This window comes from Bradyrhizobium sp. CCGUVB14 (assembly GCF_024199935.1).
GTDB lineage: Bacteria > Pseudomonadota > Alphaproteobacteria > Rhizobiales > Xanthobacteraceae > Bradyrhizobium.
Genome location: NZ_JANADS010000001.1, coordinates 9,052,841 through 9,078,666 on the forward strand (window position 1 = coordinate 9,052,841; position 25,826 = coordinate 9,078,666).

Genomic DNA, 25,826 nt, shown 5'->3' on the forward strand with positions numbered 1-25,826 from the left:
CGCCCAAGGTGCGCCGAAGATAGCGGTGAGGCAGCTTGCCGCATGGAGAGGATTGGAACAATGAACGGGTCGCAATTCGAGCGCGCAAACATCGTGGCAGAAGAGCTGTCGGCGACGGTCGCCTCGAAAACGACCGATCCGATTCAGGAACACAATTCACGCCCGCCGGCCGAGGGCCTCTACGATCCGAGCCTGGAGAAAGACTCCTGCGGCGTCGGCTTCATCGCCAACATCAAGGGCAAGAAGTCCCACGAGATCGTCTCGGACGCGCTCAACATCCTCTGCAATCTCGAGCATCGCGGCGCCGTCGGCGCCGACCCGCGCGCCGGTGACGGCGCCGGCATCCTGGTGCAGATCCCGCACGCCTTCTTCAGCCGCAAGGCCAAGGAGCTCGGCTTCGCGCTGCCCGCGCCCGGCGAATACGCCATCGGCGCGCTGTTCATGCCGCGCGACACCGCCTGGCGCAACGTCATCAAGAGCATCATCGCCGACCAGATCAAGGAAGAGGGCCTGACCCTGCTCGGCTGGCGCGACGTGCCGACCGACAATTCCTCGCTCGGCGTCACCGTGAAGCCGACCGAGCCCGCCTGCATGCAGGTGTTCATCGGCCGCAACGGGGTGGCCAAGACCGAGGACGAGTTCGAGCGCCGGCTCTACATCCTGCGCAAGTCGATCTCGCAGGCGATCTACCAGCGCCGCGACCGCGGGCTTGCGGGCTATTACCCGTGCTCGATGTCCTGCCGCACGGTGATCTACAAGGGCATGTTCCTCGCCGACCAGCTCGGCAAGTATTATCCCGATCTGCACGAGAAGGATTTCGAGAGCGCGCTCGCGCTCGTTCACCAGCGCTTCTCGACCAACACCTTCCCGGCGTGGTCGCTGGCGCATCCCTACCGCATGATCGCGCACAACGGCGAGATCAACACGCTGCGCGGCAACACCAACTGGATGGCGGCGCGCCAGGCCTCGGTGAGTTCCGAGCTGTACGGCAAGGACATCAACCGGCTCTGGCCCATTTCCTATGAAGGCCAGTCGGACACCGCCTGCTTCGACAACGCGCTCGAGTTCCTGGTGCAGGGCGGATACTCGCTGCCGCACGCCGTCATGATGATGATTCCGGAGGCGTGGGCCGGCAATCCCCTGATGGATGAGAAGCGCCGCGCCTTCTACGAATATCACGCCGCCCTGATGGAGCCGTGGGACGGCCCGGCCGCGATCGCGTTCACCGACGGCCGCCAGATCGGCGCCACGCTCGACCGCAACGGCCTGCGGCCGGCGCGCTATCTCGTGACCAAGGACGACCGCATCGTGATGGCGTCCGAAATGGGCGTGCTGACCATCCCCGAGGACCAGATCATCACCAAGTGGCGCCTGCAGCCCGGCAAGATGCTGCTGGTCGACCTCGAGCAGGGCCGCCTGATCCCCGACGACGAGATCAAGGCCGAGCTCGCCCGGAGCCATCCCTACAAGGAGTGGCTGGAGCGGACCCAGATCGTGCTGGAAGAGCTGCCGAAGGTGCCGACCACCGGGGTGCGCTCGAACCTGTCGCTTTTGGATCGCCAGCAGGCATTCGGCTACAGCCAGGAAGACATCGCGATCCTGATGACGCCGATGGCGGCTATCGGCGAGGAAGCCGCGGGCTCGATGGGCAACGACACGCCGATCTCGGCGCTGTCGGACAAGGCCAAGCCGCTGTTCACCTACTTCAAGCAGAACTTCGCGCAGGTCACCAACCCGCCGATCGATCCGATCCGCGAAGAGCTGGTGATGAGCCTCGTCTCCATCATCGGACCGCGGCCGAACCTGTTCGACCTGCAGGGCCTCGCCACCACCAAGCGTCTGGAAGCGCGTCAGCCGATCCTGACCGATGCCGATCTCGAAAAGATCCGCTCGATCTCGGAGGTGGCCGAGTCGCACTTCAAGTCGCGCACGCTGGACACGACCTTCCACGCCGGTCTCGGCGCGGCCGGCATGGACCAGGTGCTCGACGAGCTCTGCGCGCGTGCCGAGAGTGCGGTGCGCGAGGGCGTCAACATCATCATCCTGTCCGACCGCATGGTCGGCACGGACCGCGTGCCGATCCCGTCGCTGCTGGCCTGCGCCTCGGTGCATCACCATCTGATCCGCACCGGCCTGCGCACCTCGGTCGGTCTCGTCGTCGAATCCGGCGAGCCGCGCGAAGTGCATCACTTCGCCTGCTTGGCCGGTTACGGCGCCGAAGCGATCAATCCTTATCTGGCGTTCGAAACCATCGTCGCGATGAAGGACCGCCTGCCCGGCTCGCTCGACGACTACGAGATCGTCAAGCGCTACATCAAGTCGATCGGCAAGGGCCTGCTCAAGGTGATGTCCAAGATGGGCATCTCGACCTACCAGTCCTATTGCGGCGCGCAGATCTTCGACGCGGTCGGCCTCAAGGCGGACTTCGTCGCAAAGTTCTTCGCCGGCACGCACACCCGCGTCGAGGGCGTGGGCCTTGCCGAGATCGCCGAAGAAGCGGTGCGACGTCATGCCGACGCGTTCGGCGAGGCGCTGGTCTACAAGACCGCGCTCGATGTCGGCGGTGAATACGCCTATCGCAGCCGCGGCGAGGATCATGCCTGGACCGCGGAATCGGTCGGGCTGCTTCAGCATGCCGCCCGCGGCAATTCGCTGGAGCGCTATCGCGCCTTCGCAAAGATCCTCAACGAGCAGTCGGAGCGTCTCTTGACGCTGCGCGGCCTGTTCCGGATCAAGAACGCCGACGAAGAGAAGCGCAAGCCCATCCCGCTCGACCAGGTCGAGCCGGCCAAGGACATCGTCAAGCGTTTCGCCACCGGCGCGATGAGCTTCGGCTCGATCTCGCGCGAGGCGCACACGACATTGGCGATCGCCATGAACCGGATCGGCGGCAAGTCGAACACCGGTGAAGGCGGCGAGGAAGCCGACCGCTTCAAGCCGATGCCGAACGGCGACAGCATGCGTTCGGCGATCAAGCAGGTCGCCTCGGGCCGCTTCGGCGTCACCACGGAGTATCTCGTCAACTCCGACATGATGCAGATCAAGATGGCGCAGGGCGCCAAGCCCGGCGAAGGCGGCCAGCTGCCCGGCCACAAGGTCGACGCGACCATCGCCAAGGTGCGTCACTCGACCCCGGGCGTCGGCCTGATCTCGCCGCCGCCGCACCACGACATCTACTCGATCGAGGATCTGGCGCAGCTGATCTACGACCTCAAGAACGTCAACCCGACGGGCGACGTTTCGGTCAAGCTCGTCTCCGAGATCGGCGTCGGCACGGTGGCCGCGGGCGTCGCCAAGGCGCGCGCCGACCATGTCACCATCGCGGGCTTCGAGGGCGGCACCGGCGCTTCGCCGCTAACCTCGATCAAGCATGCCGGCTCGCCGTGGGAAATCGGCCTTGCCGAGACCCACCAGACGCTGGTGCGCGAGCGGCTGCGCAGCCGCATCGTGGTCCAGGTCGACGGCGGCTTCCGCACCGGCCGTGACGTCGTGATCGGCGCGCTGCTCGGTGCCGACGAGTTCGGCTTTGCCACCGCGCCGCTGATCGCGGCGGGCTGCATCATGATGCGCAAGTGCCATCTCAACACCTGCCCGGTCGGCGTCGCCACGCAAGACCCCGTCCTGCGCAAGCGCTTCACCGGCCAGCCCGAGCACGTGATCAACTACTTCTTCTTCGTCGCGGAAGAAGTCCGCGAGATCATGGCCTCGCTCGGCTTCCGCACCTTCAACGAGATGATCGGCCAGGTTCAGCTGCTCGACCAGACCAGGCTGGTGGCGCACTGGAAGGCCAAGGGCCTCGACTTCTCGAAGCTGTTCGTCAAGCAGAAGGAAGAGAAGGGCCAGAAGATCTATCACTCCGAGCGCCAGAACCATCATCTGGAGGCGGTGCTCGACCGCTCGCTGATCGAGAAGGCACAGCCCTCGCTCGATCGCGGCGCACCGGTGAAGATCGAGGCCACGATCAACAGCACCAACCGCTCCGCGGGTGCGATGCTGTCCGGCGCGGTCGCCAAGATCTACGGCCATGCCGGCCTGCCGCAGGACACCATCCACGTCAGCCTCAAGGGCACGGCCGGCCAGGCCTTCGGCGCGTGGCTCGCCAACGGCGTCACCTTCGAGCTCGAAGGTGAAGGCAACGACTATGTCGGCAAGGGCCTCTCGGGCGGCAAGATCATCGTCAAGCCGCCGGCCAACAGCGGCATCGTGCCCGAAGAGAGCATCATCGTCGGCAACACCGTGATGTACGGCGCGATCCAGGGCGAGTGCTACTTCCGCGGCGTCGCCGGCGAACGTTTCGCCGTGCGCAACTCGGGCGCGGTCGCCGTCGTCGAAGGCGCGGGCGATCATTGCTGCGAATACATGACCGGCGGCATCGTCGTCGTGCTCGGCAAGACCGGACGCAACTTCGCAGCCGGCATGTCGGGCGGCATCGCCTATGTGCTCGACGAGACCGGCGACTTCGACAAGCTGTGCAACATGGCGATGGTCGAGCTCGAGCCGGTGCTGTCGGAAGAGCTGATCAACGCCGGCACCTATCACCACTCCGGTGACCTCGAGGCGCACGGCCGGGTCGACGTGTTCAAGAACCTGCTCGATTCCGACGTCGAGCGGCTGCACGTCCTGATCTCGCGCCACGCCAAGGCGACCGGCTCCAAGCGCGCCGCCGACATCCTTGCCAATTGGAAGGACTGGCTGCCCAAATTCCGCAAGGTGATGCCGGTCGAGTACCGGCGCGCGCTGCGCGAGATGGCCGCCAACGCGGACGCCGAGCCGAAAATCGCGATCGGGGCGTAAATACAAGAGCCTCATGGTGAGGAGGTGCGAAAGCGCCGTCTCGAACCATGAGACCACCAGCCGGGCCTTCATCCTTCGAGACGCGCGTTCCGCGCTCCTCAGGATGAGGGTCTAGCTAGAGACCAAACGACCAAGCGGCAGGGACTTCGGGTTTAATGGGCAAGATCACGGGTTTTCTTGAAATCGAACGGCATGACCGCAAGTACACCCCGGTCGCCGAGCGCGTGAAGCATTACAACGAGTTCGTCGTTCCCTTGACCGAGAAGGAAACGCGCGACCAGGCCGCGCGCTGCATGAACTGCGGCATTCCCTATTGCCATGGCACCGGCTCGGTCGCGCCGGGCACGCCCGGCTGCCCGGTCAACAACCAGATCCCTGACTTCAACGACCTCGTCTATCAGGGCAATTGGGAAGAAGCCTCGCGCAACCTGCACTCGACCAACAATTTCCCGGAGTTTACCGGCCGCATCTGCCCTGCGCCGTGCGAAGCGTCCTGCACGCTCAACATCGACGACAACCCGGTCACCATCAAGACGATCGAATGCGCGATCGTCGACCGCGCCTGGGACAATGGCTGGCTGAAGCCTGAAGTCGCCGCGGTGAAGACCGGCAAGAAGGTCGCCGTGATCGGCTCGGGTCCGGCCGGCATGGCCTGCGCGCAACAGCTCGCGCGCGCCGGCCACGACGTGCACCTGTTCGAGAAGTTCGCCAAGGCCGGCGGCCTGCTGCGCTACGGCATTCCCGACTTCAAGATGGAGAAGGGCGTCATCGATCGCCGCGTCAAGCAGATGGAAGGCGAAGGCGTCACCTTCCACTACAACAGCCATGTCGGCGTCGACGGCAATGTCGATCCGCGCGAGATGCTCAACCAGTACGACGCGATCGCACTGACCGGCGGCGCGGAAGCCCCGCGCGACCTGCCGATCCCCGGCCGCGAGTTCGACGGCATCCACTACGCGATGGACTTCCTGCCGCAGCAGAACCGCCGCGTCTCCAGCGAACCCCTCAACGGCGTCACCGAGATCCTGGCCGGCGGCAAGCATGTCGTCGTCATCGGCGGCGGCGACACCGGAAGCGACTGCATCGGCACCTCGCTGCGCCAGGGCGCGCTCTCGGTGACCCAGCTCGAAATCATGCCCGCCCCGCCCGAGCGCGAGAATAAGGGCCTGACCTGGCCGAACTGGCCGCTGAAGATGCGGACGTCGTCGAGCCAGGCCGAAGGCGCGGTCCGCGAATACGCGGTGCTGACGCAAAAGTTCACGGCCGAGAACGGCAAGGTCAAGAAGCTGCACTGCGTGCGCGTCGACGACAAGTTCAAGCCGATCGAAGGCACCGAGTTCGAGCTCGACGCCGAGCTGGTCCTGCTCGCGATGGGCTTCGTCCATCCCGTGCACGAGGGCCTGTTGAAGCAGCTCGCGGTCGACCTCGACCCGCGCGGCAACGTCAAGGCCAACACGCTGGACTACCAGACCTCGCGCCCGAACGTGTTCTCCGCCGGCGACATGCGCCGCGGCCAGTCGCTGGTGGTCTGGGCCATCCGCGAAGGCCGGCTGTGCGCACGGTCGATCGATACGTTCCTGATGGGGAAGACGGATCTGCCGCGCTGAGTTTTTTTGCTCGGCCGCCAAATTGGCAAACGGTGTCATCGCCCGGCTTGACCGGGCGATCCAGTATTCCAGAGACGTCAAACGTATGCGGATGGGCCGCGGCGTACTGGATGCCCCGGTCAAGCCGGGGCACGACAGCGGAGTGAGTGGCAACGCCCTCGCCGCCCCTTAATTCTGCAACCTCACGCCCAGCATCACCACCGTCCCCTGCGAGCTCGAGCCCGGCTGGTTCGAATCCAGGATGTCGTGGCGCAGTGTGCCCTTGATCCAGACGTTGCGGTTGAGCTTGTAGATCAGATTGCCTTCGATCGAGTAGGTCTTGTCGTTGCGATTCTGGCCCTGGTAGTCGTAGGTGCCGTAGGTGAACTTGCCGATCGCGGTGAGCCAGCGGCGGAAGTCGTGATCGACCTCGGCAGCATAGGTGTGCACCAGCACGCCGGAGGAGCCGGGGATCGTGGTTTCCGCGATCTGGGTGTCGGTGTTGAATTTCACCGTCGTCAGCCCGCTCGCGTTCCAGATCAGCGAGCCCGAGGTCAGGAAGCCCGAGAGCTGGCTCAGCCGCGGGTCGACATAGTTGCGCGCGGAGTAGCCGACCGAGATTTCGCCGGTGAGGATGCGCGAGAACTCGAAGGACGAGCCGACCTTGGCGTAGCCGCCGGTTGAATCGCGCAAATAGCCGTTGCGATCGGCGGCCTGGTCGTGGACCCGGTTGTCGCCCTCGATCTCGACGAAGGGCTTGAGGCCCGGCTTCAGCTCGTAGGAGAAACGCCCGACGCCACCATACTGGTTGAAGTCGCGATCGTCGTTGCTGAAGGTCGAACCGTCGGTGAGTTTTGAATCCGTATAGGCCGTGCGATCGATGGTGGCGCCGGCGGCGACCTGGAAGCGGTTAAAGGTCTGGTCGAAGCCGAAGGTGCCGCCATAGGTGGCGTAGACAGGATATTTCTGCAGGCCGGCCTGCACGTTGGGGCTGCCGGGATTGTCGGTGGCGAGCCGCAGACGGAATTGCGAGGTCAGCTTGAGATCGCGATCGACGTCGAAGCGGCCGTCGACATGGCCGGTGAAATCGGGACGGTTGATCTCGACCGGCGACGGCGAGGCAAGGCCGTCGATCGTCGCCGGCATGTTGTTGGTGTAGCCCGAGAACGAGCCGCGCAGGTCAGCGACCAGCGCGTGGCGTTCCCAGTCGGACATGACGAGAAGATCGGGCGCAACGACATAGACCGGCGAGCCGACCGGCTTCTGCAGGCGCGCAGGATTGGTGTCGTAGCCGGTGGACAGCTCGAGCCCGCCCTTGATCAGAAAACTGCCGGCGTAATCGCCGACCGCGCCGAACGCGTCGTCATCGACCTTGAGGCGACGACGCTGCGGCTGACCGGGCACGGTGCCTGCCATCGCCGGCGGCAACGGCGCCTTGTTCGCAGTCTCCGACGGCGGCGGCGCAATGCGCGGCGCACCGAGAGGCGACAGCGTCGGTGTTGCGGACGGCACCGGCGAGCCCGGACCTACGGGCTTCTTCGGCTTCGGCTGGCCCGGATAGAGTTTTGGCTGCTGGCGCTTGCGATTGAGCGAGTCGTAACCGGAGCTGCTCGCGCCGTTCGCTGCGGGCAGGCCATAGGTCGGGACCTGGCCGACGCGCGAGGTCGCGGGTGCATCGCTTTTCTTGCGCGGATCGTCGTTGGGATCCGGCGGTGCCGGGATCGCATCCGACGGCGCCTGCGGCACACCGGCCGTACGCCGCGTCGGCAGCGTGTCAGGCGCGGCAAAGCCACCGCGGGTGGGATTGAACAGGTCGGGCGTGACGCTCTGGGCGGCCGCCGGCGCGCTTTCCAGCGCGGTCAGCAGCAGGCACGGCAAAGCGGCGCGAAAGACGTGCGCGCGACTGCTCCGGCCCCTACCTGGAGGCGACCCCACGATGGAATAACTCCAACGAAATCAAATACTTTCACGATGACCTCCCACCGGCTCGCGGGAACCATCGTTAATGGAGTTAAAACAATTATGGTTAATGACCGGTTGAGGGCTTACGGGCCCGCGTCGCCTCACGGGCCGGGGCGTGCTAAGCAGGCGGCCAACGGGCCGACGCCCCCCTTCCCTGGACCAGAACATGCCGAGTTCGAAACCGCTGATGACCCCATCATCCGCCCCCGCCAGCGTCGAATCCGCGCTCCGCACACTGGAGACCGAGAGCGGCGGCATCAACGCGCTCGCGGCCGCCCTGCGCGGCCCGCTCGGTGAAGCCTTCGCCAGGGCGGTCGATCTGATCCGCAACGCCAAGGGCCGCGTCATCGTCACCGGACTCGGCAAGTCCGGCCACATGGCGCGCAAGATCGCCGCGACCCTCGCCTCGACCGGCACGCCGGCCTTCTTCGTCCACACCGCCGAAGCCGCCCATGGCGACCTCGGCATGATCACCACCGACGACGTCATCATGGCGCTGTCCTGGTCCGGCGAGCAGCCGGAGATGAAAACCCTCGTCAACTACTCGGCGCGCTTCGCGATCCCGATGATCGCACTGACGTCGAACGCGGCGTCCTCGCTGGGCCAGGCCGCCGACATCGTGCTCGAGCTGCCGAGGGCGCGCGAGGCCTGCCCGCACAATCTGGCACCGACCACTTCGACCATGATGCAGGTCGCGATCGGCGATGCCATCGCGATTGCGCTGCTCGAAGGCCGCGGCTTCACCGCGCTGGAGTTCGCGCACTTCCATCCGGGCGGCAAGCTGGGGGCAATGCTGAAATTCGTCCGCGATTACATGCGCACCGGCGCGGAGATCCCGGTCAAGCCTGAAGGCACCAAGATGTCGGACGCGGTGATGGAGATGTCCGCCAAGGGCCTTGGCTGCGTCTGCATCGTCAACGCCGCGAACGAGGCCGTCGGCATCATCACCGACGGCGATTTGCGCCGTCACATGCGGCCGGACCTGCTGACGGTGTCGGTCGACGACATCATGACACGGCAGCCGAAGACCGTACCGCCCTCGATGCTCGCCAGCGAGATGATCGAGGTGCTGAACACCCGCAAGATCACGACGCTGGTCGTGACCGAGGCGGACAAGGTGGTGGGCATCGTGCATCTGCACGATCTGCTGCGGGCGGGCGTGGCGTAGTTTCTTCGCCTCTCCCCGCCTGCGGAGAGAGGCCGGAATACGCGCGGCACGCGGGTATTCCGGGTGAGGGGGACTCTCCACGAGTCCAACCATCACCTCCCCCGCGGAGACTCCCCCTCACCCCAACCCTCTCCCCGCAAGCGGGGCGAGGGAGTCTACGCCGGAAACCGCGCCGCTTTCTCCTCCAGCGGCAGCCGCAAGCCGTTCGCGAGATACGACACCGTGCGATAGAAGCCGCACAGCAGCATGACCTCCAGAATCTGCGCCTCGTCGTAATGCGCCGACAGCGCGGAAAACTCGGCGTCGGTGAAGGTCGCTCTGGTGTGCAGAGCGTCCACCGCCGCGATCAGGGCCTGCTCGGCCGGCGACCAGCAGGATGAACTCGCATCGCCCTCGACAGTCGCCCGCACGTCTTCCTCGGTAAGGCCCGCCGGGCCCGCGAAGATCGCGACATGCACGCCCCATTCATATTCGCATTTGTTCAGCGCGCCGGTGCGGTCGATGACGATCTCGCGCTGGCGCAGGGAGAGTGGACCCGGATCAAGAAGCCCGCCGGCGCGAAACTTGTCCCAGGCGCGGGTGTGGCCGGCCATCACCCGGAACAGCACCAGCGGCGGCGCGCCGCGCATGATGCGGTCGAACTGCGCCTGGATATCCGGGGGATAAGGCTGATCGAGCGGAGCGATACGCGGCGTCGGCTGGGACATGGGGCGCCTCCCTTGCTACATTTATCGTAGCAATACGCTACACTTTCTGTAGCAATGCGCAAGAGGGCTTCCAGGAGAGCTTCAATGGCAAAGCAGGCCAGCTCCAAAACACGCAGCGTGCGCGGCTCGCGCAGCGGACGGCCGATCATGGCGCTGCTCGACCTCCTCGGCCAGCGCTGGACCCTTCGCATCCTCTGGGAATTGCGCGACGCCCCCCTCACCTCCCGCGCACTGCGCACGGCCTGCGACGAGGCTTCGCCGACAGTGCTGCAGGCGCGGCTGACGGAGCTGCGCGAGGCCGGCTTTGTGGAGCTCGGCGACGGCGGCGGCTATGGGCTGACGCCGCTGGGGCGAGAGCTGTGCGAGACGTTCATGCCGCTGCACAGGTTTGCGGAGAGGTGGAAGAAGTAGAGCTCCGCTTACCCTCCCCTGCAGGGGGAGGGTAAGAATCGAACTACGCCGCGGCCACCGTCAGATTGACGCCGTCCACCTGGACCACCTTCACCCGCGTTCCCGCCGGCGTGTCCGGGCCGGCCACGCGCCAGACCGTGTCGCCGATGCGGACGGTGCCGTTGCCGTCGATGATCGGCTTCTCCAGCGTGAACTCGCGGCCGAGCAGCGCCTCGGTGCGCCTGTTGAGGAAGGGGCTGGCGCTGGCATCCGGCTTCGGCCGGGCGAGCCGGCGCCACACCGGAACGGCGGCGGCAGCGAACACCGCGAACATCACGAGCTGGATCTGCCAGGATATGAGCATAGCGAACGAGATCAGGCCGACCAGCAACGCAGCCAGCCCGAGCCAGAACAGAAACACGCCCGGCGCAATCACCTCCAGCGCCATCAGGATGAAGCCGAAGATCAGCCAGTTCCAGGTGCCGAGCGATACGAACATGTCGGTCATGACACGACCTCTTTATATTAGCGCATGCCCTTGTCGGAAACCCGGTCTCCACTTTTCCGGGGCATGCGCTCCAGATATTCGCGCATGACCTTAGCTTGACTTTGGCCAATTTTGAACTCGTTCATGGGGTACGCGGACCCCTGAACATGGGATCGTTCTCGACGATTTCATGAGCGCTCGTGAGCATGAGTTTCATGCGCCCCATATTGCCAAACGTTGTCCAGCGCCCCTTCACGTTCGACCAGTAGAAGAGCTCGAAGCGATCGGTATCTGGAATGGGGCGCAGCCGTGCGACCGGATTTGAAGTCCGACGGTTGATAACTAAATAACCGCTACGGCTCTTTTCTATGTCGTGATGCGTGAACTGAGCAGCAATCTGGGCAAGCGTTGGGTCGGATTTTGCCATAGCGCTCAATGTGCTCGATCGGTGCCGCGCGGGCCAGAGTGGATCGGTTTGCCGATTCAATTTGTCGCAGCTGGACGAGGTTGCTGCGATTCAACATGCCGATTCTACCGATGGGATGCAACACGCCCGTCTTCTTCCCCGCTCTTGCGATCCGCTGCCGCCGCGTTTTGCGGCCCGGCTTGCAGTCTTCACCGATCTGTTCACGCGTCCTACCTGGCCGAATGTTCTGATGCTGCTCGCCGGCGTTATCCTGGCGCCCGGCCGGCGCACTGTCACGGCGGCGCTGCGCATCCTCGGGCGAGAGCGCGATCCCGATTTCTGTACTTTCCATCGCGTCCTCAACCGGGCGGCGTGGTCGTCGCGGGCCGCGGCAGGCCGCCTGCTGCTCCTGCTGATCAAGGTCTTCGTGGCGGCCGGCGAGCCAGTGGTGATCGGGCTCGATGACACCATCGAGCGACGCTGGGGACCCAAGATCAGCGCCCGCGGCATCTATCGCGACCCGGTGCGCTCCTCCAAGGGGCACTTCGTCAAAGCCAGCGGTCTGCGCTGGCTTTCCGCCATGTTGTTGGTGCGCGTGCCGTGGGCCGATCGCATCATGGCGCTGCCCTTCCTCACACTGCTCGCCCCCTCCAAACGCTTCTATGACGGCAAATCGCGCTCGCCCAAGACGCTGCTCGATTGGGCCCGCCAGGCTGCTTGGCAAATCCATCGTTGGCTGCCCGATCGATATATTGTCCTGGTCGCCGACAGCGCCTTTGCGGCCATCGAGTTCCTTGCCGCAGTGCGCAAGCATGTCTGCATTGTCACCCGCCTGCGCCTCGATGCCAACCTGTTCGAATTTCCCCGACCAAAGCGCAAAGGTCGTGGCCGCCCTCCAATCCGAGGTAAGCCCCACAAAAAACTCTCTGCCATCCTCAAGGATCGCAACGTGTCCTGGACGCGCTACCGGGTCAGTCTCTGGTACGGCCGAACCAATCGCATTGTCGAGATCGCAACCGGCACCGCGCTGTGGTATCGCGGCGGCGTTCCGCCGGTACCGATCCGCTGGCTTCTCGTCCGCGACCCAACCGGCGAGTTCGACCCGCAGGCCTTCCTGGCGACCGATCTCAACGCTCTTCCCCGCGACATCCTCGCCTGGTTCGTCAGTCGCTGGCAGGTCGAAGTCACCTTCGAGGAAGTTCGCGCTCACCTCGGTGTCGAGACCCAGCGCCAATGGTCGGACAAAGCCATTCTGCGCACTACCCCGATCTTGCTCGGCCTCTACTCCATCGTCACGCTATGGACCCACGACCTCGCCAAGGCACAAAAGCTCAAGCCCAGAACCGCGGCTTGGTATCCAAAAGCCGCGCTGACCTTTAGCGATGCGATCGCATCCGTCCGACGCCAAATATGGGCTCATCAGATTTCTTTCATGTCCCGGCCGCGCCGGAACAGTATAGAAATTCCGCGCCATATCTGGCGCCGGATGGAGAACGCGCTCGCCTACGCCGCATAAATCGGCCAAAGTCGAGCTTAGCGGAAGATCATGCGCCGTTCCTTACCCCTGCCGCGGCGGGACCGCCGGCGGCGTCGTGCCGCCGGTCGCCGGTACCGAGCTGGTACGGCGCGCGGCGGCGGCCGCAGATGCCGCACTTTCGCCGAACGTCGCCTTCGCGATCTCGCCGATGCCGGCGAGCGAGCCGAGCATGGAGGTTGCTTCCATCGGCAGCATGATGATCTTCTGGTTCGGCGCGTCCGCGAACTGGCCGAATGCCTTGATATATTTGTCGGCGATGAAATAGTTCAGTGCGGCGACGTCGCCCTTGCCGATCGCGTCCGACACCGCCAGCGTCGCCTTGGCTTCGGCTTCGGCCAGACGCTCGCGTGCCTCGGCGTCGCGGAAGGCGGCTTCGCGACGACCTTCGGCCTGAAGGATCTGGCCCTGCTTGGCGCCTTCGGCGCGCAGGATCTCGGACTGGCGCTGACCTTCGGCGGCGAGAATGTCGGCACGCTTGACGCGCTCGGCCTTCATCTGCCGGCCCATCGCTTCGACGAGATCGGCCGGCGGCACGATGTCCTTGATCTCGATGCGGTTGACCTTGACGCCCCAGGGCGAGACCGCGGCGTCGACCACGCGCAGCAGGCGCTCGTTGATCTCGTCGCGGTGCGACAGCACCTGGTCGAGATCCATCGAACCCATCACCGAGCGGATGTTGGTCATGGTCAAAACCGTGATCGCCTGCGTCAGATTGGCGACCTCGTAGCTCGCCTTCGCCGCATCGAACACCTGGAAGAAGGCGACGCCGTCCACCGTCACGGTGGCGTTGTCCTTGGTGATGACCTCCTGCTCGGGAATGTCGATCACCTGCTCCATCATGTTGATCTTGCGCCCGACGCGATCGAAATAAGGCACGATCAGATTGAGCCCGGGGCTCAGCGTCTGGGTGTATTTGCCGAACCGTTCGATGGTCCAGTCATAGCCCTGCGGCACTGTTTTCACGCCGGCAATCAGCGTGACGATGACGAGCAACACCAGAACAATCGCGAAAATATCGAAACCGCTCATATTTCCTCCAAGGCGGGACCAGACCCTTCCCGCGCTGCCATTGGTCGGGACCAGGACCCTACCGGTTCAGCGGTCGCTTTTCAGGTCGGCATCCACACCATTCTGCACAAGACGCGACGAGAGGGAACGCTCACGATTATGTATTTAAGAAGGGCCCTTGAAAGCCTCCAGGCGCAGACCTAGCGGCAAAGGTTAACGATTGCGTCGCTATTCGATGACGTCGTTTGCGATTGCGAGCAGGCCTGGAGAAAGCATGACGCCGAGCGCCTTGGCCGTTTTCAGGTTGACGGCGAGCTCGAACTTGGTGGGGTTCTGGACCGGCAGGTCCGCAGGCATCGCGCCTTTCAGGATGCGATCGATATAGGAGGCGGCGCGCCGCAACTGCTCGGCGCTGTCCGTGCTGTAGGACATCAGACCGCCCTCATCGACGAAGACGCGACTCCAGAACACCGCCGGCGCGCGTGCCTCATTGATTGCCGCCAGCAGCTGCGCACGATTGGCCATGGTGAAGAAGTCGGGCAGCACCAGGAGCGCGCCGTCCCTGCGCGAGGCCAGCGTCGCGATCGAGGCGGCATCGTGCACCGGCGCGGGCTCTACCGTGACATGAAGCGTGCGCGCGGCATCCTCGAGCGTGCGCAGCATCAGGGGCGCGAACGGGGCGGTGGCGGGATTGTAGACGACGAAAACGCGGGACACTTTTGGCGTGACCTGCGTCAGCATCTCCAGCCATTTTCCGGCGAGCGGGCCGTCATAGTCGGTGAAGCCGGTGATGTTGCCGCCGGGATGAGCGAGATTTTGCACAAAGCCCTGGCTGACGGGATCGGTGACGACGGCGAACACGATGGGAATCGTCGTCGTGCGCTGGCGCAGCTCCTCCACCGAGGGCGTGCCGATCGCGAGCAGGACATCGGGCTTCAGCGCGATCAGCTCGTCGGCAAGCGGAGCGATGGGAGCACGATCGCCGGCCCCGCTGCGCCAATCGACCTTGATATTGTCTTGCTCCCTCCAGCCGTGGACGGCGAGCGCCTCGGCGAGGCGGGCCTGCCCGATCACGTCGTCGGCCGTGACCGAGAGCACGCCCAGCCGGCGCGGTGCATTCGGCTGCTGCGCCAGCACCGAAGCCGGCCATGCCGCAAGCATCCCAAGAAGCGCCAGATAGTCGCGGCGGTTCATGGGAGACATCATCAGATCCAGCCCTGAAGTTCGCGCAGCACCAGCGTCCGGATCACGTCCATGCCGGGATCGCTGTCGTTGAGGCAGGGGATCGCGGAAAACTGCTCGCCGCCATTGTGCTTGAAGATCTCGGCATTCTCCTGCGCGATCTCCTCCAGCGTTTCCAGGCAGTCGGCGGAGAAGCCCGGCGTCACCACCGCGATGCGGCGCACGCCTTCCCTGGCGAGACGCTCCATCGTCTTGTCGGTGTAAGGCTGCAGCCACTCGTCATTGCCGAAGCGCGACTGGAAGGTCAGGAGCAGCTTGGTGTCGTCCATGCCGAGCCGGCGGCGCAGCGCTTCGGTCGTGGCGATGCAGTGGCTCCGATAGGGATCGCCCTTGTCGACATAGGATTTCGGCATGCCGTGGAAAGAGGCGACGATCAGCTCGGGCTTGAACGGCAGCGTCGCCAGATGCGTCTCGATCGAGACCGAGAGCGCCTCGATATAGGCATCGTCCGCGTAATAAGGCGGCGTCACCCGCAGCGTCGGCTGATTGCGCAGGCGGGCGAGCACGCGGAACACCTCGTCGCAGACGGTCGCCGAGGTCGAGGCGGAATATTGCGGATAGAGGGGCACGGCGAGGATCCGGTCGCAACCCTTGGCGATGAGTGCATCGATACCCGCCTTGATCGAGGGATTGCCATAGCGCATCGCCCAATCCACCACGACATGGACGCGGTCCGACAGCGCGGCGGCGAGCTTGTCGCTCTGCGAGCGTGTGATGGTCTTCAGCGGCGACTCGTTTCGCTCGTTGTTCCAGATCTTCCGGTAGTCGAGCGCCTTGGTGCGGGGACGGCTGCGCAGGATGATGCCGTTCAGCACCAGCTGCCAGATCAGGCCCTGGTCCTCGATGACGCGGGCATCCGACAGAAATTCCTTGAGATAGACCCGCACGCCGGGGGCATCGGCGGTGTCGGGCGTACCGAGATTGACCAGCAGCACGCCGACGCGTGGCTGGGCTGACGGCACAGCCGGTTTCGTGGCCTGGATGGGGGTGACGGTCGTCATGATCCGTTGGGTCGCGCGTTGCCCCGAACTTGTCAAGATGAGCCCGGTTTCGCTAGGGTCGCGCCCAAGCGGGGGAGGGAAGATGACACTCGCGGAATGGTGCATATTTGGAGCGCTGCTGCTCTATCTCTTGACGATCGTCTCGATCAAATGGATCCGGTTTCGCGGCTTCGACAATTCCCGGCCGCGCGATCCCGCGTTCTATCAGGACGCGATCGCGCAGCGTGCGCTCGGCGCGCATCAGAACGGGATCGAGACGTTTCCGTTCTTTGCCTTTGCCGTGCTGCTCGCCGAATTCCGGGACTCGCCGCAGCGCCTGGTCGACGAGCTCGCGGTGCTGTTCCTGATCGTGCGGATCGCCTATGTGTTGACCTATCTCGGCAACCGCCCGACGCTCCGCTCGATCCTCTGGAGCATCGGCTTTGCGATCAATCTCGGGATTTTCTTCATGCCGCTGCTGAAGCGGTTTTTGCCGGTGTGACTCTTACCCTCCCCTGGAGGGGGAGGGTCGATCGCGCGCAGCGCGAGCGGGGTGGGGTGACGGTCTCTCCACATCGCACACTGCCCGTGCTGAGAGATCACCCCACCCCGTCTCACATTTCGCTGCGCTCAATATGAGCCGACCCTCCCCCTCCAGGGGAGGGTGAAGAAAGCTCTGCTTCAGAAACACGTCGTCCGCTCGGCCGCGACATAGCCAAGCAACAGGCCTGCGCCGAACAGCAGCACGAGGGCGGCAGCGGCGAATTCGATGCCGCGCATGAACAGCGCGCCGCCGCCGTCGCGGGCTCCGCTCAGGCGGCCGGCGATGTCCTTCGCGGAGACGGCAATCACGGCGATGGCCGCGACGGTGATCGCGGTGCCGAGCCCCATCAGGAAGGTCGCGGCGATGCCGGCCCAGAACAGGCCCTGGGCGAGCGCGAACACCAGCACCAGGATCGCACCGGAACAGGGGCGGATGCCGACGGTCAGGATCGCGGCAAAGCCGCGCCGCCAGCCGCCGGGGCCCGCGAGCTCGCTCGGCGTGGGGCCATGGGAATGGCCGCAGTGCTCGTCGTGGACGTGGTCATGAGCATGATGCGCATGGGCGTGACCATGGTCATGGTGATCATGGCCGTGATCGTGGTGATGATGATCATGCGCATCATGGTGATGGTGATGGCCGTGATCGTGATGGTCATGCGGCACGCCGGCGATCGCCGGCACCGGTTGCGTCGCCTGGAGCGCGCGGATGAAGGTGCGGCCCTTGACCCAGACCAGCCGCAGGCCGAACAGCGCGATCAGGCCGTAGCTTGCGATCTCGATCGCGCCCTCCGCCTTGCACATGGTCTTGGCCGTCGCATTCAGGATCCAGGCCGAGATGCCGACGATCAGGATCGCCACCAACGACTGCATCAGCGCCGAGGCAAAGGACAGCGCGATGCCACGCCGCGCGGTCTCGCGGTTGGCGACGAGATAGGAGGCAATCACCGCCTTGCCGTGGCCGGGACCGGCGGCATGGAAGATGCCGTAGGCAAACGAGATGAAGAGCAGCGTCCACACGGCCGAGCCGTCGGTCTTGGCGGCGCGGATCGTCGACGACATCTGGCGATAGAATTCCGACTGCTTTGCCAAGAGCCAGCCGATCAGGCCGCTGGCCTCCGGCTCGGCGGCAGGCGCCTGTTTCGGCGCGCCGAACGGGTTTTGCGCCAAGACATCGTGGATCGCGGCATCGGCCAGGCCGACGACAAGGAGAACAGCGGCACAGGCGAGGAGCCCGCGCATGAGCGGCGAGAGATGCGGCTTCAAGGGCAATCCACCGTGATCTTGTTGGCGAACATCATGCCGAAATTGGCATTCGGGCCGTCCATGAAGGTCTGCTCGTTGAGCTTCTGCGCGGTCGCTGTGCCGTCGCTGGGACGATCGAGCTTCATCTGGCAGCCGGCCGGCGCGCCGACCAGCTTGACCGGATTGTCCTTGGCCATCTGGAAATCGATGAAGAAGGAGCGGTCGAACACTTCCAGCATCAGTTGCTTCGGCTTGAGCGGCGTCTTCAGCGGCAAGGTGAAGTGCAGGGTCAGCACCGTATCCTCGTAGTCGAGATAATAGTCGACCGGCTCGCCGAAGCGCTCCTTCTTGCCGTCGGCTCGCGCAAAGGTGAAGTAGGCATATTCCTTCAGCGACTCGACATTGGTCTGCGCCAGCGGCCCCAGCTCCTCGCGCGTATAGGCCCCCTTCTTCTTGGCTTCGAGCCCCTGCACTGCATAGGCCGAGAACATGTCGTCGAAGGTCCAGGCGTGGCGGACGCCGGTAATCGAGCCGTCCTCGGCATAGAGCAGCTCGCTGGTCGCCGTGATCCAGACATGCGGATGCGCGCTCGCCGCAGGCGCGGCGAACGTGATTGCAGCGGCGAGCAGGCATCCCAACAGGGCACGCATGCCGGTCAGGCCGCCTTGGCGTCGTCGAGCAGGCCGCGACGACGGAGCAGCGCGTCGGGCTCGGGCGGGCGGCCGCGGAAGGCCTCGTAGGCCGCTTCCGGATCGACCGATCCGCCGCTCGAATAGATGTCGTCGTGCAGGCGTTTTGCGACCGCGGGATCGAAGATGTTGCCGGCCTCCTCGAAGGCGCCGAAGGCGTCGGCATCCATCACCTCCGACCACATGTAGCTGTAGTAGCCCGCGGCATAATGATCGCCGGAGAAGATGTGGCCGAATTGCGTGGGCCGGTGCCGCATCGAGATTTCCTCGGGCATGCCGATCTTCTCGAGCTCCTTCTTCTCGAAGGCGCGGACGTCCTGCACGGCCGCGGCAGGCTGGGAGTGGAATTCGAGATCCACCAGCGCCGAGGAGACGAACTCGACGGTGGCAAAGCCCTGGTTGAACTTGCGCGCGGCAAGGAAGCGCTTGAGCAGATCGTCCGGCAGCGGCTCGCCGGTCTGGTAGTGGCGGGCGAACTGCTGCAGCACCTCGGGCCGCTCCTGCCAGTGCTCGTAGAGCTGCGAGGGCAGCTCGACGAAGTCGGTGAACACCGAGGTGCCCGACAGCGACGGGTAGGTGACGTTGGAGAGCATGCCGTGCAGGCCGTGGCCGAACTCGTGGAACAGGGTGCGGGCATCGTCGGGCGATAGCAGCGAGGGCTCGGCGCCCGTGCCCTTGGCAAAATTGCAGACATTGATGACGAGCGGCGCGATCTCGCCGTCGAGTTTCTGCTGGTCGCGCAGCGAGGTCATCCAGGCGCCGGAGCGCTTCGACGGCCGGGCATAGTAGTCGCCGTAGAACAGCGCCTTGTGCTTGCCGTCGGGGCCCTTCACCTCCCAGACCCGGACATCCGGGTGCCAGACCGGCACGTCCTTGCGCTCCGCAAAAGTGATGCCGAACAGGCGGGTGGCGCAGTCGAAGGCGGCGCCGATCATGTGGTCGAGCGTCAGATAGGGCTTGATCGCGGCGTCGTCGAAATTGGCGCGCTGCAGGCGGAGCTTTTCGGCGTAGAAGCGCCAGTCCCAGGGCGCGAGCTTGAAATTGCCGCCCTCCTCCGTGATCAGCGCCTGCATCTCGTCGCGGTCGGCGAGCGCCCGGGCCCGGGCCGGCTTCCAGACCCGCTCGAGCAGGCCGCGAACCGCATCCGGCGTCTTGGCCATGGAGTCTTCGAGACGGTAGGCGGCGAAGGTCGGGTAGCCCAACAGTATGGCACTCTCCTCGCGCAGCTTCAGGATCTCGCCGATGGTCGTGTTGTTGTCGTTGGAATTGCCGTTGTCGCCGCGCGCGGTGAAGGCCTTGTAGACCTTCTCGCGCAGGTCACGCCTCGCCGAGCTCTTCAGGAACGGCTCGGTCGAGGAGCGCGACAGCGTCACGATGGCCTTGCCTTCCATGCCGCGATCTTCTGCCGCAGCCCTGGCGGCGGCCACAAAGCTCTCCGGCAGGCCCTGGCGGTCGGCCTCCCCCAACTCCATGAACCAGTCCTGCTCGTCGCCGAGCAGGTGATGGCTGAAGCCGGTCGCGAGCTGGGCCAGCTTCTCGTTGATCTCGGCCATGCGCGTCTTGGCCTCGTCGGAGAGGCCGGCGCCGGCGCGGTGGAAGCGGGTGTAGGTGCGCTCCAGCAGGCGGAGCTGCTCCGGGTTGAGGCCGAGATTGGCGCGGTTCTCGTGCAGCTGGGCGATGCGGCCAAACAGCACGGCGTTCATCATGATCGGATTCCAGTGCCGCGCCATCCGCAAGGAGACCTCCTTGTCGATGTCCAGGATGGTCGGGTTGGAATGCGCCGAGACCAGGTCGTAGAACACGGAGGCGACCTTGCTGAGCAGCTTGCCGGAACGCTCCAGCGCCGTGATGGTGTTGGCGAAGTCGGCCGTGGCGGGATCGTTGGTGATCGCCGCGATCTCGGCGGAGTGATCGGCGAAGGCCTGCTCGAAGGCGGGCAGGAAGTGCTCCGGCGTGATCTCGTTGAAAGGCGGGGTCGCAAACGGCGTCACCCAGGCCTTCAGCAGCGGGTTGGTCTCGGAGTCCGTGGTTTGGCGGGGATCTGACATCGCAAGTCCGTTTTTTGAGCCGATTTGTTGGGTCCAGCTTAGCACGCCATGGGGCTTTTTTGGGCCATTTGGCCTTGCTCCCGCCCGCCTTTTCGGGGAGATTGCGGCCCTCGAAGCCACGGACCCCTATGCCCATGAACGCGCCCTCCTCGTCTTCCCGTCAGATCGTCTGGCCGAGCGTCATCACCGTCATCAGCGCCGCCATCCTGATCGGCGCCGAGGTGTTCGGCGCGGCGTTTGCCGGCGGCTGGGCGCTCGCGATTCTGTTCGGACTCGGCGACCAGGGCGCGCACATCCTCCAGGCCGTGCTGTTCGCACTCGGCGTGCTGGTGATGACCGCCTTCATCCGCGCCGCTCAGCGCGTCGAGCCGTTCTTCAAGCGCGGCTGACGCTCCTCGCGCGCGTCTGAGTCACGCGCACGACACAGAAAACTTAACGCGCATTCATCTTCCGCGTCGCTCGCGCAACACCGCGCAAGCAGATGTTAGGCAATTCTGTCTTCAGCCTAAAAAAATTCTTGCGAAGCCGAGTCAAAACGCTTATGTGCGCTCTTGCCCAATTTCGCACGTGCCTGTGGTCGTGTGTCAGTCGGTAGGTATCCGGACAAGAGGCCGGACAGCCGCCAAGGGGTGAAGAAGCCGAGGGGCTCTTCGGAAGTGCGGAAGTCGGAAACCTCCAGGGGTTGAAGATGGACAGCAAGCCCGGAGCGCCCAGCATCTCTCTCAAAGAGATGCCTAGTCGAAGGTGACTTCACTTTTTGCAACCGTGACTGGCAGCCGGAGGCGAACCGGCGCACCCCGCTCTCAACGGGGGACGCGACTTAAAGCAACGACGGATCGGGCTTTTTTGGTCTCTACCGGCATTCCAACGCCGGCGCGGGCTACTGAAAAGGCTTGTCCTTCATTGCCAGGTGTGCGGGCGGGAAACTCTCCCAACCAATCCACGGCAGCACAGTCTGGTTTGAGTCTTTTGGTCTCAACGCGCCTCCATCGCGCGGTGTGGCCGGAGCACTCTTATCCGACGTCACGTTGATGCGGACCCCGTCGCTGGGGCCGTTGGAGAGTGCCATGACCGAACGTATCCAGGAATTCCTGCGCAACCGCCGCAAGGAAGGTCTCGACACCGAGCCGTGCCTCGTCGTCGACCTCGAGGTCGTGCGCGACAATTACCAGACCTTCGCCAAGGCGCTGCCCGACAGCCGCGTGTTCTATGCCGTCAAGGCGAACCCGGCGCCGGAAGTGCTGGCACTGCTGGCCTCCATGGGCTCCTGCTTCGACACCGCGACCGTCGCCGAGATCGAGATGGCGCTGGCCGCCGGTGCGACGCCCGACCGCATCTCCTTCGGCAACACGATCAAGAAGGAGCGCGACATCGCGCGTGCCTTCGCGCTCGGCATTCGCCTGTTCGCGGTCGATTGCGTCCCCGAGGTCGAGAAGGTCGCCCGCGCCGCTCCCGGCGCGAAGGTGTTCTGCCGCATCCTCTATGACTGCGCCGGCGCCGAATGGCCGCTGTCGCGCAAGTTCGGCTGCGACCCGGAAATGGCCGTCGAGGTGCTCGACGTCGCCAAGCGCCTGGGCCTGGAGCCGTGCGGCATCTCCTTCCATGTCGGCTCGCAGCAGCGCAAGGTGAAGGCGTGGGACCGTGCGCTGGCGATGGCCTCGCAGGTGTTCCGCGACTGCGCCGAGCGCGGCATCAACCTGACCATGGTCAACATGGGCGGCGGCTTCCCGACCAAGTACCTCAAGGACGTGCCGCCGGTGGTGACCTACGGCCGTTCGATCTTCCGCGCGCTGCGCAAGCACTTCGGCAACCAGATTCCGGAGACCATCATCGAGCCGGGTCGCGGCATGGTGGGCAACGCGGGCATCATCGAATCCGAGGTCGTGCTCATCTCGAAGAAGAGCGACGAGGACGAGGTGCGCTGGGTGTACCTGGACATCGGCAAGTTCGGTGGTCTCGCCGAGACCATGGACGAGTCGATCCGCTACGCCATCCGCACCCCGCATGACGGCGCGGACATGACCCCGTGCGTGCTCGCAGGCCCGACCTGCGACAGCGCCGACGTGCTGTACGAGAAGACCCCGTATCCGCTTCCGGTGACACTCGAGATCGGCGACAAGCTGCTGATCGAAGGCACCGGGGCCTATACGTCGACCTACTCGGCGGTGGCATTCAACGGCATCCCGCCGCTGCGGACCTACCACATCTAAGCGGCCTCTCTTGTCCGAGGCCTGACGAACCCGGGAGCCGGCTTGCCGGCTCCTCCCTGACATCTTTGATTCTGACGACGCCTTGGACCGGCGTGCTGCGCGCACGTCGGCTCAAGCGGGGACTGACGCGCCATGACTGCTTTTCGGAAGCCACAAGTCGCCCTCACTTCGAAAGCCGCTCCGTTCGCGATCCGTGCGGAACGAGCTGTCGACGTCGCCGCCCGAGAAGCGCTGCTGGATGCCAGTTTTGGCGAAGACCGCCATGACCGCACCTGCCAGCGCCTGCGCGACGGACGTGCACCTGCCGCAGGCCTTGCCCTGTCGGCTGTGCGCGAGGGGACACTCGTGGGAACCGTGCGGCTGTGGCACGTCAGCGCCGGAGGCAGGCCCGCTCTGGTCCTCGGACCGCTGGCGGTGGACCCTGCCTGCCGCGAGCTCGGGATCGGCGCCGCGCTGATGCAACAAGCGCTGGCCGCCGCCCGGGCGCGCGGGCATGCCGCCGTCATCCTGCTCGGCGATGCGCCCTACTATGCCCGTTTCGGCTTCTCGGCCGAGAAGACCGGCGCGCTGATGCTGCCCGGCCCGTTCGAGCGCGAGCGCCTGCTGGCGATCGAATTCGAGGCCGGTGCGCTGGATGGCGCCGAGGGGATGATCGTCCCGACCGGCGCGGCCCTGCCCAAACGGAGGGTAGTTCGCCCTCTCCAGGCGCACGCGGCCTAAGACATCGCCATGATGGCGACGGACCAAGCCGCGTTGAGCGGCTTCGTCCGGCTGCGCCTCCGTTCAGCTCCATTGCTTTGGGGTTGCGCCGGCCCGCAAATTGCCCGTAAACCCCACGAAATCCCCCTTCAGCCGAGGCCGAACCCATGTCCCGTCGCCTGATTTCCACCGGCTCCCCCCTCGAGAAGAGCGTCGGCTACAGCCGCGCCGTGATCGACGGCGACTTCGCCTTCGTCGCGGGAACCACCGGCTATGACTACACGACGATGACAATGCCGGCCGATGTCACGAGCCAGTCACGCAACTGCTTCAAGACCATCGAGGCCGCCCTGCGGGAGGGCGGATTCGAGATGGCCGATATCGTCCGTGCGACCTACTACGTCACCGACGCCAGCTACATCGACGCCCACTTCGCCGTCTGCGGCGAGGTTCTCGGTGACATCAGACCGGCTGCGACCTTGCTGGTCGTCAGCGCGCTCGCCAAGCCCGAGATGAAGGTCGAGATCGAAGTCACCGCCAAGCGCCGCAGCGCCTGATCCACCCATCACCCTTTGTCCGCCAGCACGTTCCGGAGAACCCATCCCATGAGCCACCCCTCGCAGATCTACGCGAAGATCACCGGTCCCATCGTCATGGTCGGCTTCGGCTCCATCGGCAAAGGCACGCTGCCGATGATCGAGCGGCATCTCGATTACGACAAGTCCCGCGTCACCGTGATCGACCCCAAGGACGAGGGCCGCAAGGCGCATTGCGAGAAGCAGAATGTGCGCTTCATCCAGAAGGCCGTGACCAGGGACAATTACCGCGAATTGCTGACCCCGCTGCTGACCGAAGGCGGCGGCCAGGGCTTTTGCGTCAATCTCTCGGTCGACACCGGCTCGACCGACATCATGGAGCTCTGCAACGAGCTCGGCGCGCTCTATATCGACACCGTCAACGAGCCCTGGCTCGGCTTCTATTTCGATTCGACCAAGGGCCCGGAAGCGCGCTCCAATTATGCACTTCGCGAAGTGACGCTGGCCGCCAAGAAGGCGCGCCCGGCGGGCTCGACCACGGCCGTGTCCTGCTGCGGCGCCAATCCCGGCATGGTCTCCTTCTTCGTCAAGCAGGCGCTGCTCAACGTCGCGGCCGACCTGAAGCTCAACGCCCCCAAGCCGAAGACCAAGGCCGAATGGGCTGACCTGATGCGGCAGGCCGGTATCAAGGGTATCCACATCGCCGAACGCGACACCCAGCGCTCCAAGACACCGAAGGAGCCGGATGTCTTCGTCAACACCTGGTCGGTGGAAGGTTTCCTCTCCGAAGGCGTACAGCCGTCCGAACTCGGCTGGGGCACCCACGAGAAATGGATGCCCGAGAATGCGCGCACCCACGAAGCCGGCTGCGGCGCGGCCATCTATCTGATGCAGCCCGGCGCCAACACGCGCGTGCGCACCTGGTGCCCGACCCGCGGCGCGCAATACGGCTTCCTCGTCACCCACAACGAGTCGATCTCGATCTCCGACTACTTCACGGTGCGCGATGCATCGGGCAAGGCGGTCTATCGGCCGACCTGCCACTATGCCTATCACCCGGCCGACGACGCCGTGCTGTCGCTGCACGAAATGTTCGGCCGCGCCGCGAAGATGCAGGAGAAGCACCACATCCTCGACGAGAACGAGATCGTCGACGGCATCGACGAGCTCGGCGTGCTGCTGTTCGGCCACGACAACAACGCCTATTGGTACGGCTCGCAGCTCTCGATCGAAGAGACCCGCGCGCTCGCGCCCTATCAGAACGCGACCGGCCTGCAGGTGACCTCCGCCGTGCTCGGCGGCATGGTGTGGGCGCTGGAAAACCCCAGGGAAGGCATCGTCGAAGCCGACGAGATGGATTTCGATCGCCTGCTGGAAATCCAGCTGCCGTATCTCGGCCCGGTGAAGGGTTTCTACACCGACTGGACGCCGCTGACGGATCGTCCGGGACTGTTCCCGGAAGACATCGACACCAGCGATCCCTGGCAGTTCCGGAATATTCTGGTGCGGTGATCGCGCACGAGGCCTGATCGATCATGATGCCCGGCTTCGCGCCGGGCATTTTCGTTTCGCGGCCAGTCTCGCCTCGTTAC

At 65.0% G+C, this 25,826-nt stretch carries 21 protein-coding genes; 11 read left to right on the top strand and 10 right to left on the bottom strand.

From position 1 onward, the window contains the following. Positions 1–60: 60 nt before the first annotated feature. The gene (gltB, locus tag NLM32_RS42380; RefSeq protein WP_254134578.1) at positions 61–4,794 is read left to right on the top strand and encodes a glutamate synthase large subunit; all 4,734 of its coding nucleotides are present in this window, start codon (positions 61–63) and stop codon (positions 4,792–4,794) included. 155 nt (positions 4,795–4,949) lie between these two features. Then, positions 4,950–6,401, top strand: a complete 1,452-nt coding sequence (locus NLM32_RS42385; RefSeq protein ID WP_254134579.1) for a glutamate synthase subunit beta — start codon at positions 4,950–4,952, stop codon at positions 6,399–6,401. 168 nt (positions 6,402–6,569) lie between these two features. Here the strand turns inward: NLM32_RS42385 and NLM32_RS42390 are convergent, their stop codons facing one another. Continuing rightward, on the bottom strand, positions 6,570–8,315 hold the full coding sequence (locus NLM32_RS42390) for an outer membrane beta-barrel protein (protein WP_254134580.1): 1,746 nt from the start codon (positions 8,313–8,315) through the stop codon (positions 6,570–6,572). A gap of 193 nt (positions 8,316–8,508) precedes the next feature. Here NLM32_RS42390 and NLM32_RS42395 point away from each other — a divergent pair, with 193 nt between their 5' ends. Next, positions 8,509–9,510: an SIS domain-containing protein gene (locus NLM32_RS42395; RefSeq protein ID WP_254134581.1), complete on the top strand. Its 1,002-nt coding sequence runs from the start codon at positions 8,509–8,511 to the stop codon at positions 9,508–9,510. A gap of 155 nt (positions 9,511–9,665) precedes the next feature. Here NLM32_RS42395 and NLM32_RS42400 read toward each other — a convergent pair whose 3' ends face one another. Beyond that, complete coding sequence (locus tag NLM32_RS42400; protein WP_254134582.1) at positions 9,666–10,217, bottom strand: carboxymuconolactone decarboxylase family protein; 552 nt, start codon at positions 10,215–10,217, stop codon at positions 9,666–9,668. 84 nt (positions 10,218–10,301) lie between these two features. Between NLM32_RS42400 and NLM32_RS42405 the strand changes: the two genes are divergently transcribed. Then, complete coding sequence (locus tag NLM32_RS42405) at positions 10,302–10,628, top strand: helix-turn-helix domain-containing protein (protein WP_254134583.1); 327 nt, start codon at positions 10,302–10,304, stop codon at positions 10,626–10,628. Between the two features lie 43 nt (positions 10,629–10,671). Here the strand turns inward: NLM32_RS42405 and NLM32_RS42410 are convergent, their stop codons facing one another. Both NLM32_RS42410 and NLM32_RS42415 read right to left on the bottom strand, forming a co-directional pair. Further along, entirely contained in the window at positions 10,672–11,115 is a 444-nt protein-coding gene (locus tag NLM32_RS42410; protein WP_254134584.1) for an NfeD family protein, read from the bottom strand. A gap of 121 nt (positions 11,116–11,236) precedes the next feature. Further along, positions 11,237–11,521 carry a hypothetical protein gene (locus tag NLM32_RS42415; RefSeq protein WP_254106310.1) on the bottom strand — a complete coding sequence of 95 codons (285 nt, stop codon included), beginning with the start codon at positions 11,519–11,521 and terminating at the stop codon, positions 11,237–11,239. A 115-nt stretch (positions 11,522–11,636) separates the two neighbouring features. On the opposite strand from NLM32_RS42415, the gene NLM32_RS42420 reads away from it, so the two are divergent. Continuing rightward, on the top strand, positions 11,637–13,016 hold the full coding sequence (locus NLM32_RS42420) for a transposase (RefSeq protein ID WP_254128549.1): 1,380 nt from the start codon (positions 11,637–11,639) through the stop codon (positions 13,014–13,016). A 42-nt stretch (positions 13,017–13,058) separates the two neighbouring features. On the opposite strand, the gene NLM32_RS42425 is transcribed toward NLM32_RS42420, so the two are convergent. The 3 genes from NLM32_RS42425 to hemH all read right to left on the bottom strand — a co-directional run bounded on the left by NLM32_RS42425 (position 13,059) and on the right by hemH (position 16,288). Beyond that, entirely contained in the window at positions 13,059–14,066 is a 1,008-nt protein-coding gene (locus NLM32_RS42425) for an SPFH domain-containing protein (protein ID WP_254134585.1), read from the bottom strand. Between the two features lie 207 nt (positions 14,067–14,273). Beyond that, on the bottom strand, positions 14,274–15,239 hold the full coding sequence (locus tag NLM32_RS42430) for an ABC transporter substrate-binding protein (RefSeq protein WP_254134586.1): 966 nt from the start codon (positions 15,237–15,239) through the stop codon (positions 14,274–14,276). Positions 15,240–15,250: 11 nt separating this feature from the next. Continuing rightward, positions 15,251–16,288 (bottom strand): ferrochelatase, encoded by a 1,038-nt coding sequence (gene hemH, locus NLM32_RS42435; protein ID WP_254134587.1) that lies wholly within the window; start codon positions 16,286–16,288, stop codon positions 15,251–15,253. Positions 16,289–16,370: 82 nt separating this feature from the next. Here hemH and NLM32_RS42440 point away from each other — a divergent pair, with 82 nt between their 5' ends. Then, a complete protein-coding gene (locus tag NLM32_RS42440) occupies positions 16,371–16,769 on the top strand; it encodes an MAPEG family protein (protein WP_254134588.1) in 399 nt (132 codons plus the stop codon). Positions 16,770–16,948: 179 nt separating this feature from the next. Here the strand turns inward: NLM32_RS42440 and NLM32_RS42445 are convergent, their stop codons facing one another. From NLM32_RS42445 to NLM32_RS42455, 3 genes are read right to left on the bottom strand one after another with little or no spacing between them, the layout of a single operon-like run. Then, entirely contained in the window at positions 16,949–18,073 is a 1,125-nt protein-coding gene (locus NLM32_RS42445) for a nickel/cobalt transporter (protein WP_254134589.1), read from the bottom strand. Beyond that, positions 18,070–18,702: a DUF1007 family protein gene (locus NLM32_RS42450; protein WP_254134590.1), complete on the bottom strand. Its 633-nt coding sequence runs from the start codon at positions 18,700–18,702 to the stop codon at positions 18,070–18,072. The genes NLM32_RS42445 and NLM32_RS42450 overlap by 4 nt, the downstream gene beginning before the upstream one ends. A gap of 5 nt (positions 18,703–18,707) precedes the next feature. Continuing rightward, positions 18,708–20,789: a M3 family metallopeptidase gene (locus NLM32_RS42455; RefSeq protein ID WP_254134591.1), complete on the bottom strand. Its 2,082-nt coding sequence runs from the start codon at positions 20,787–20,789 to the stop codon at positions 18,708–18,710. A gap of 134 nt (positions 20,790–20,923) precedes the next feature. Between NLM32_RS42455 and NLM32_RS42460 the strand changes: the two genes are divergently transcribed. The 5 genes from NLM32_RS42460 (at position 20,924) to NLM32_RS42480 (ending at position 25,746) form a co-directional block, all read left to right on the top strand. Further along, positions 20,924–21,178, top strand: coding sequence for a hypothetical protein (locus NLM32_RS42460; RefSeq protein ID WP_254134592.1), 255 nt, complete (start codon positions 20,924–20,926; stop codon positions 21,176–21,178). 678 nt (positions 21,179–21,856) lie between these two features. Continuing rightward, on the top strand, positions 21,857–22,999 hold the full coding sequence (locus NLM32_RS42465) for a type III PLP-dependent enzyme (protein ID WP_254134593.1): 1,143 nt from the start codon (positions 21,857–21,859) through the stop codon (positions 22,997–22,999). A 132-nt stretch (positions 23,000–23,131) separates the two neighbouring features. Beyond that, entirely contained in the window at positions 23,132–23,719 is a 588-nt protein-coding gene (locus tag NLM32_RS42470) for a GNAT family N-acetyltransferase (RefSeq protein WP_254134594.1), read from the top strand. A gap of 146 nt (positions 23,720–23,865) precedes the next feature. Beyond that, positions 23,866–24,255: a RidA family protein gene (locus NLM32_RS42475; protein ID WP_254134595.1), complete on the top strand. Its 390-nt coding sequence runs from the start codon at positions 23,866–23,868 to the stop codon at positions 24,253–24,255. A gap of 48 nt (positions 24,256–24,303) precedes the next feature. Next, positions 24,304–25,746, top strand: coding sequence for a homospermidine synthase (locus NLM32_RS42480; RefSeq protein WP_254134596.1), 1,443 nt, complete (start codon positions 24,304–24,306; stop codon positions 25,744–25,746). Positions 25,747–25,826: the final 80 nt, after the last annotated feature.

Coding starts and splice junctions, on each gene's coding strand:
- hemH (WP_254134587.1), bottom strand. CDS start 16,288: ATGACGACCGTCACCCCCATCCAGGCCACGAAACCGGCTGTGCCGTCA.
- NLM32_RS42470 (WP_254134594.1), top strand. CDS start 23,132: ATGACTGCTTTTCGGAAGCCACAAGTCGCCCTCACTTCGAAAGCCGCT.
- NLM32_RS42395 (WP_254134581.1), top strand. CDS start 8,509: ATGCCGAGTTCGAAACCGCTGATGACCCCATCATCCGCCCCCGCCAGC.
- NLM32_RS42430 (WP_254134586.1), bottom strand. CDS start 15,239: ATGAACCGCCGCGACTATCTGGCGCTTCTTGGGATGCTTGCGGCATGG.
- NLM32_RS42455 (WP_254134591.1), bottom strand. CDS start 20,789: ATGTCAGATCCCCGCCAAACCACGGACTCCGAGACCAACCCGCTGCTG.
- NLM32_RS42465 (WP_254134593.1), top strand. CDS start 21,857: ATGACCGAACGTATCCAGGAATTCCTGCGCAACCGCCGCAAGGAAGGT.
- NLM32_RS42440 (WP_254134588.1), top strand. CDS start 16,371: ATGACACTCGCGGAATGGTGCATATTTGGAGCGCTGCTGCTCTATCTC.
- NLM32_RS42480 (WP_254134596.1), top strand. CDS start 24,304: ATGAGCCACCCCTCGCAGATCTACGCGAAGATCACCGGTCCCATCGTC.
- NLM32_RS42405 (WP_254134583.1), top strand. CDS start 10,302: ATGGCAAAGCAGGCCAGCTCCAAAACACGCAGCGTGCGCGGCTCGCGC.
- NLM32_RS42475 (WP_254134595.1), top strand. CDS start 23,866: ATGTCCCGTCGCCTGATTTCCACCGGCTCCCCCCTCGAGAAGAGCGTC.
- gltB (WP_254134578.1), top strand. CDS start 61: ATGAACGGGTCGCAATTCGAGCGCGCAAACATCGTGGCAGAAGAGCTG.
- NLM32_RS42400 (WP_254134582.1), bottom strand. CDS start 10,217: ATGTCCCAGCCGACGCCGCGTATCGCTCCGCTCGATCAGCCTTATCCC.
- NLM32_RS42450 (WP_254134590.1), bottom strand. CDS start 18,702: ATGCGTGCCCTGTTGGGATGCCTGCTCGCCGCTGCAATCACGTTCGCC.
- NLM32_RS42415 (WP_254106310.1), bottom strand. CDS start 11,521: ATGGCAAAATCCGACCCAACGCTTGCCCAGATTGCTGCTCAGTTCACG.
- NLM32_RS42460 (WP_254134592.1), top strand. CDS start 20,924: ATGAACGCGCCCTCCTCGTCTTCCCGTCAGATCGTCTGGCCGAGCGTC.
- NLM32_RS42410 (WP_254134584.1), bottom strand. CDS start 11,115: ATGACCGACATGTTCGTATCGCTCGGCACCTGGAACTGGCTGATCTTC.
- NLM32_RS42425 (WP_254134585.1), bottom strand. CDS start 14,066: ATGAGCGGTTTCGATATTTTCGCGATTGTTCTGGTGTTGCTCGTCATC.
- NLM32_RS42385 (WP_254134579.1), top strand. CDS start 4,950: ATGGGCAAGATCACGGGTTTTCTTGAAATCGAACGGCATGACCGCAAG.
- NLM32_RS42420 (WP_254128549.1), top strand. CDS start 11,637: ATGCAACACGCCCGTCTTCTTCCCCGCTCTTGCGATCCGCTGCCGCCG.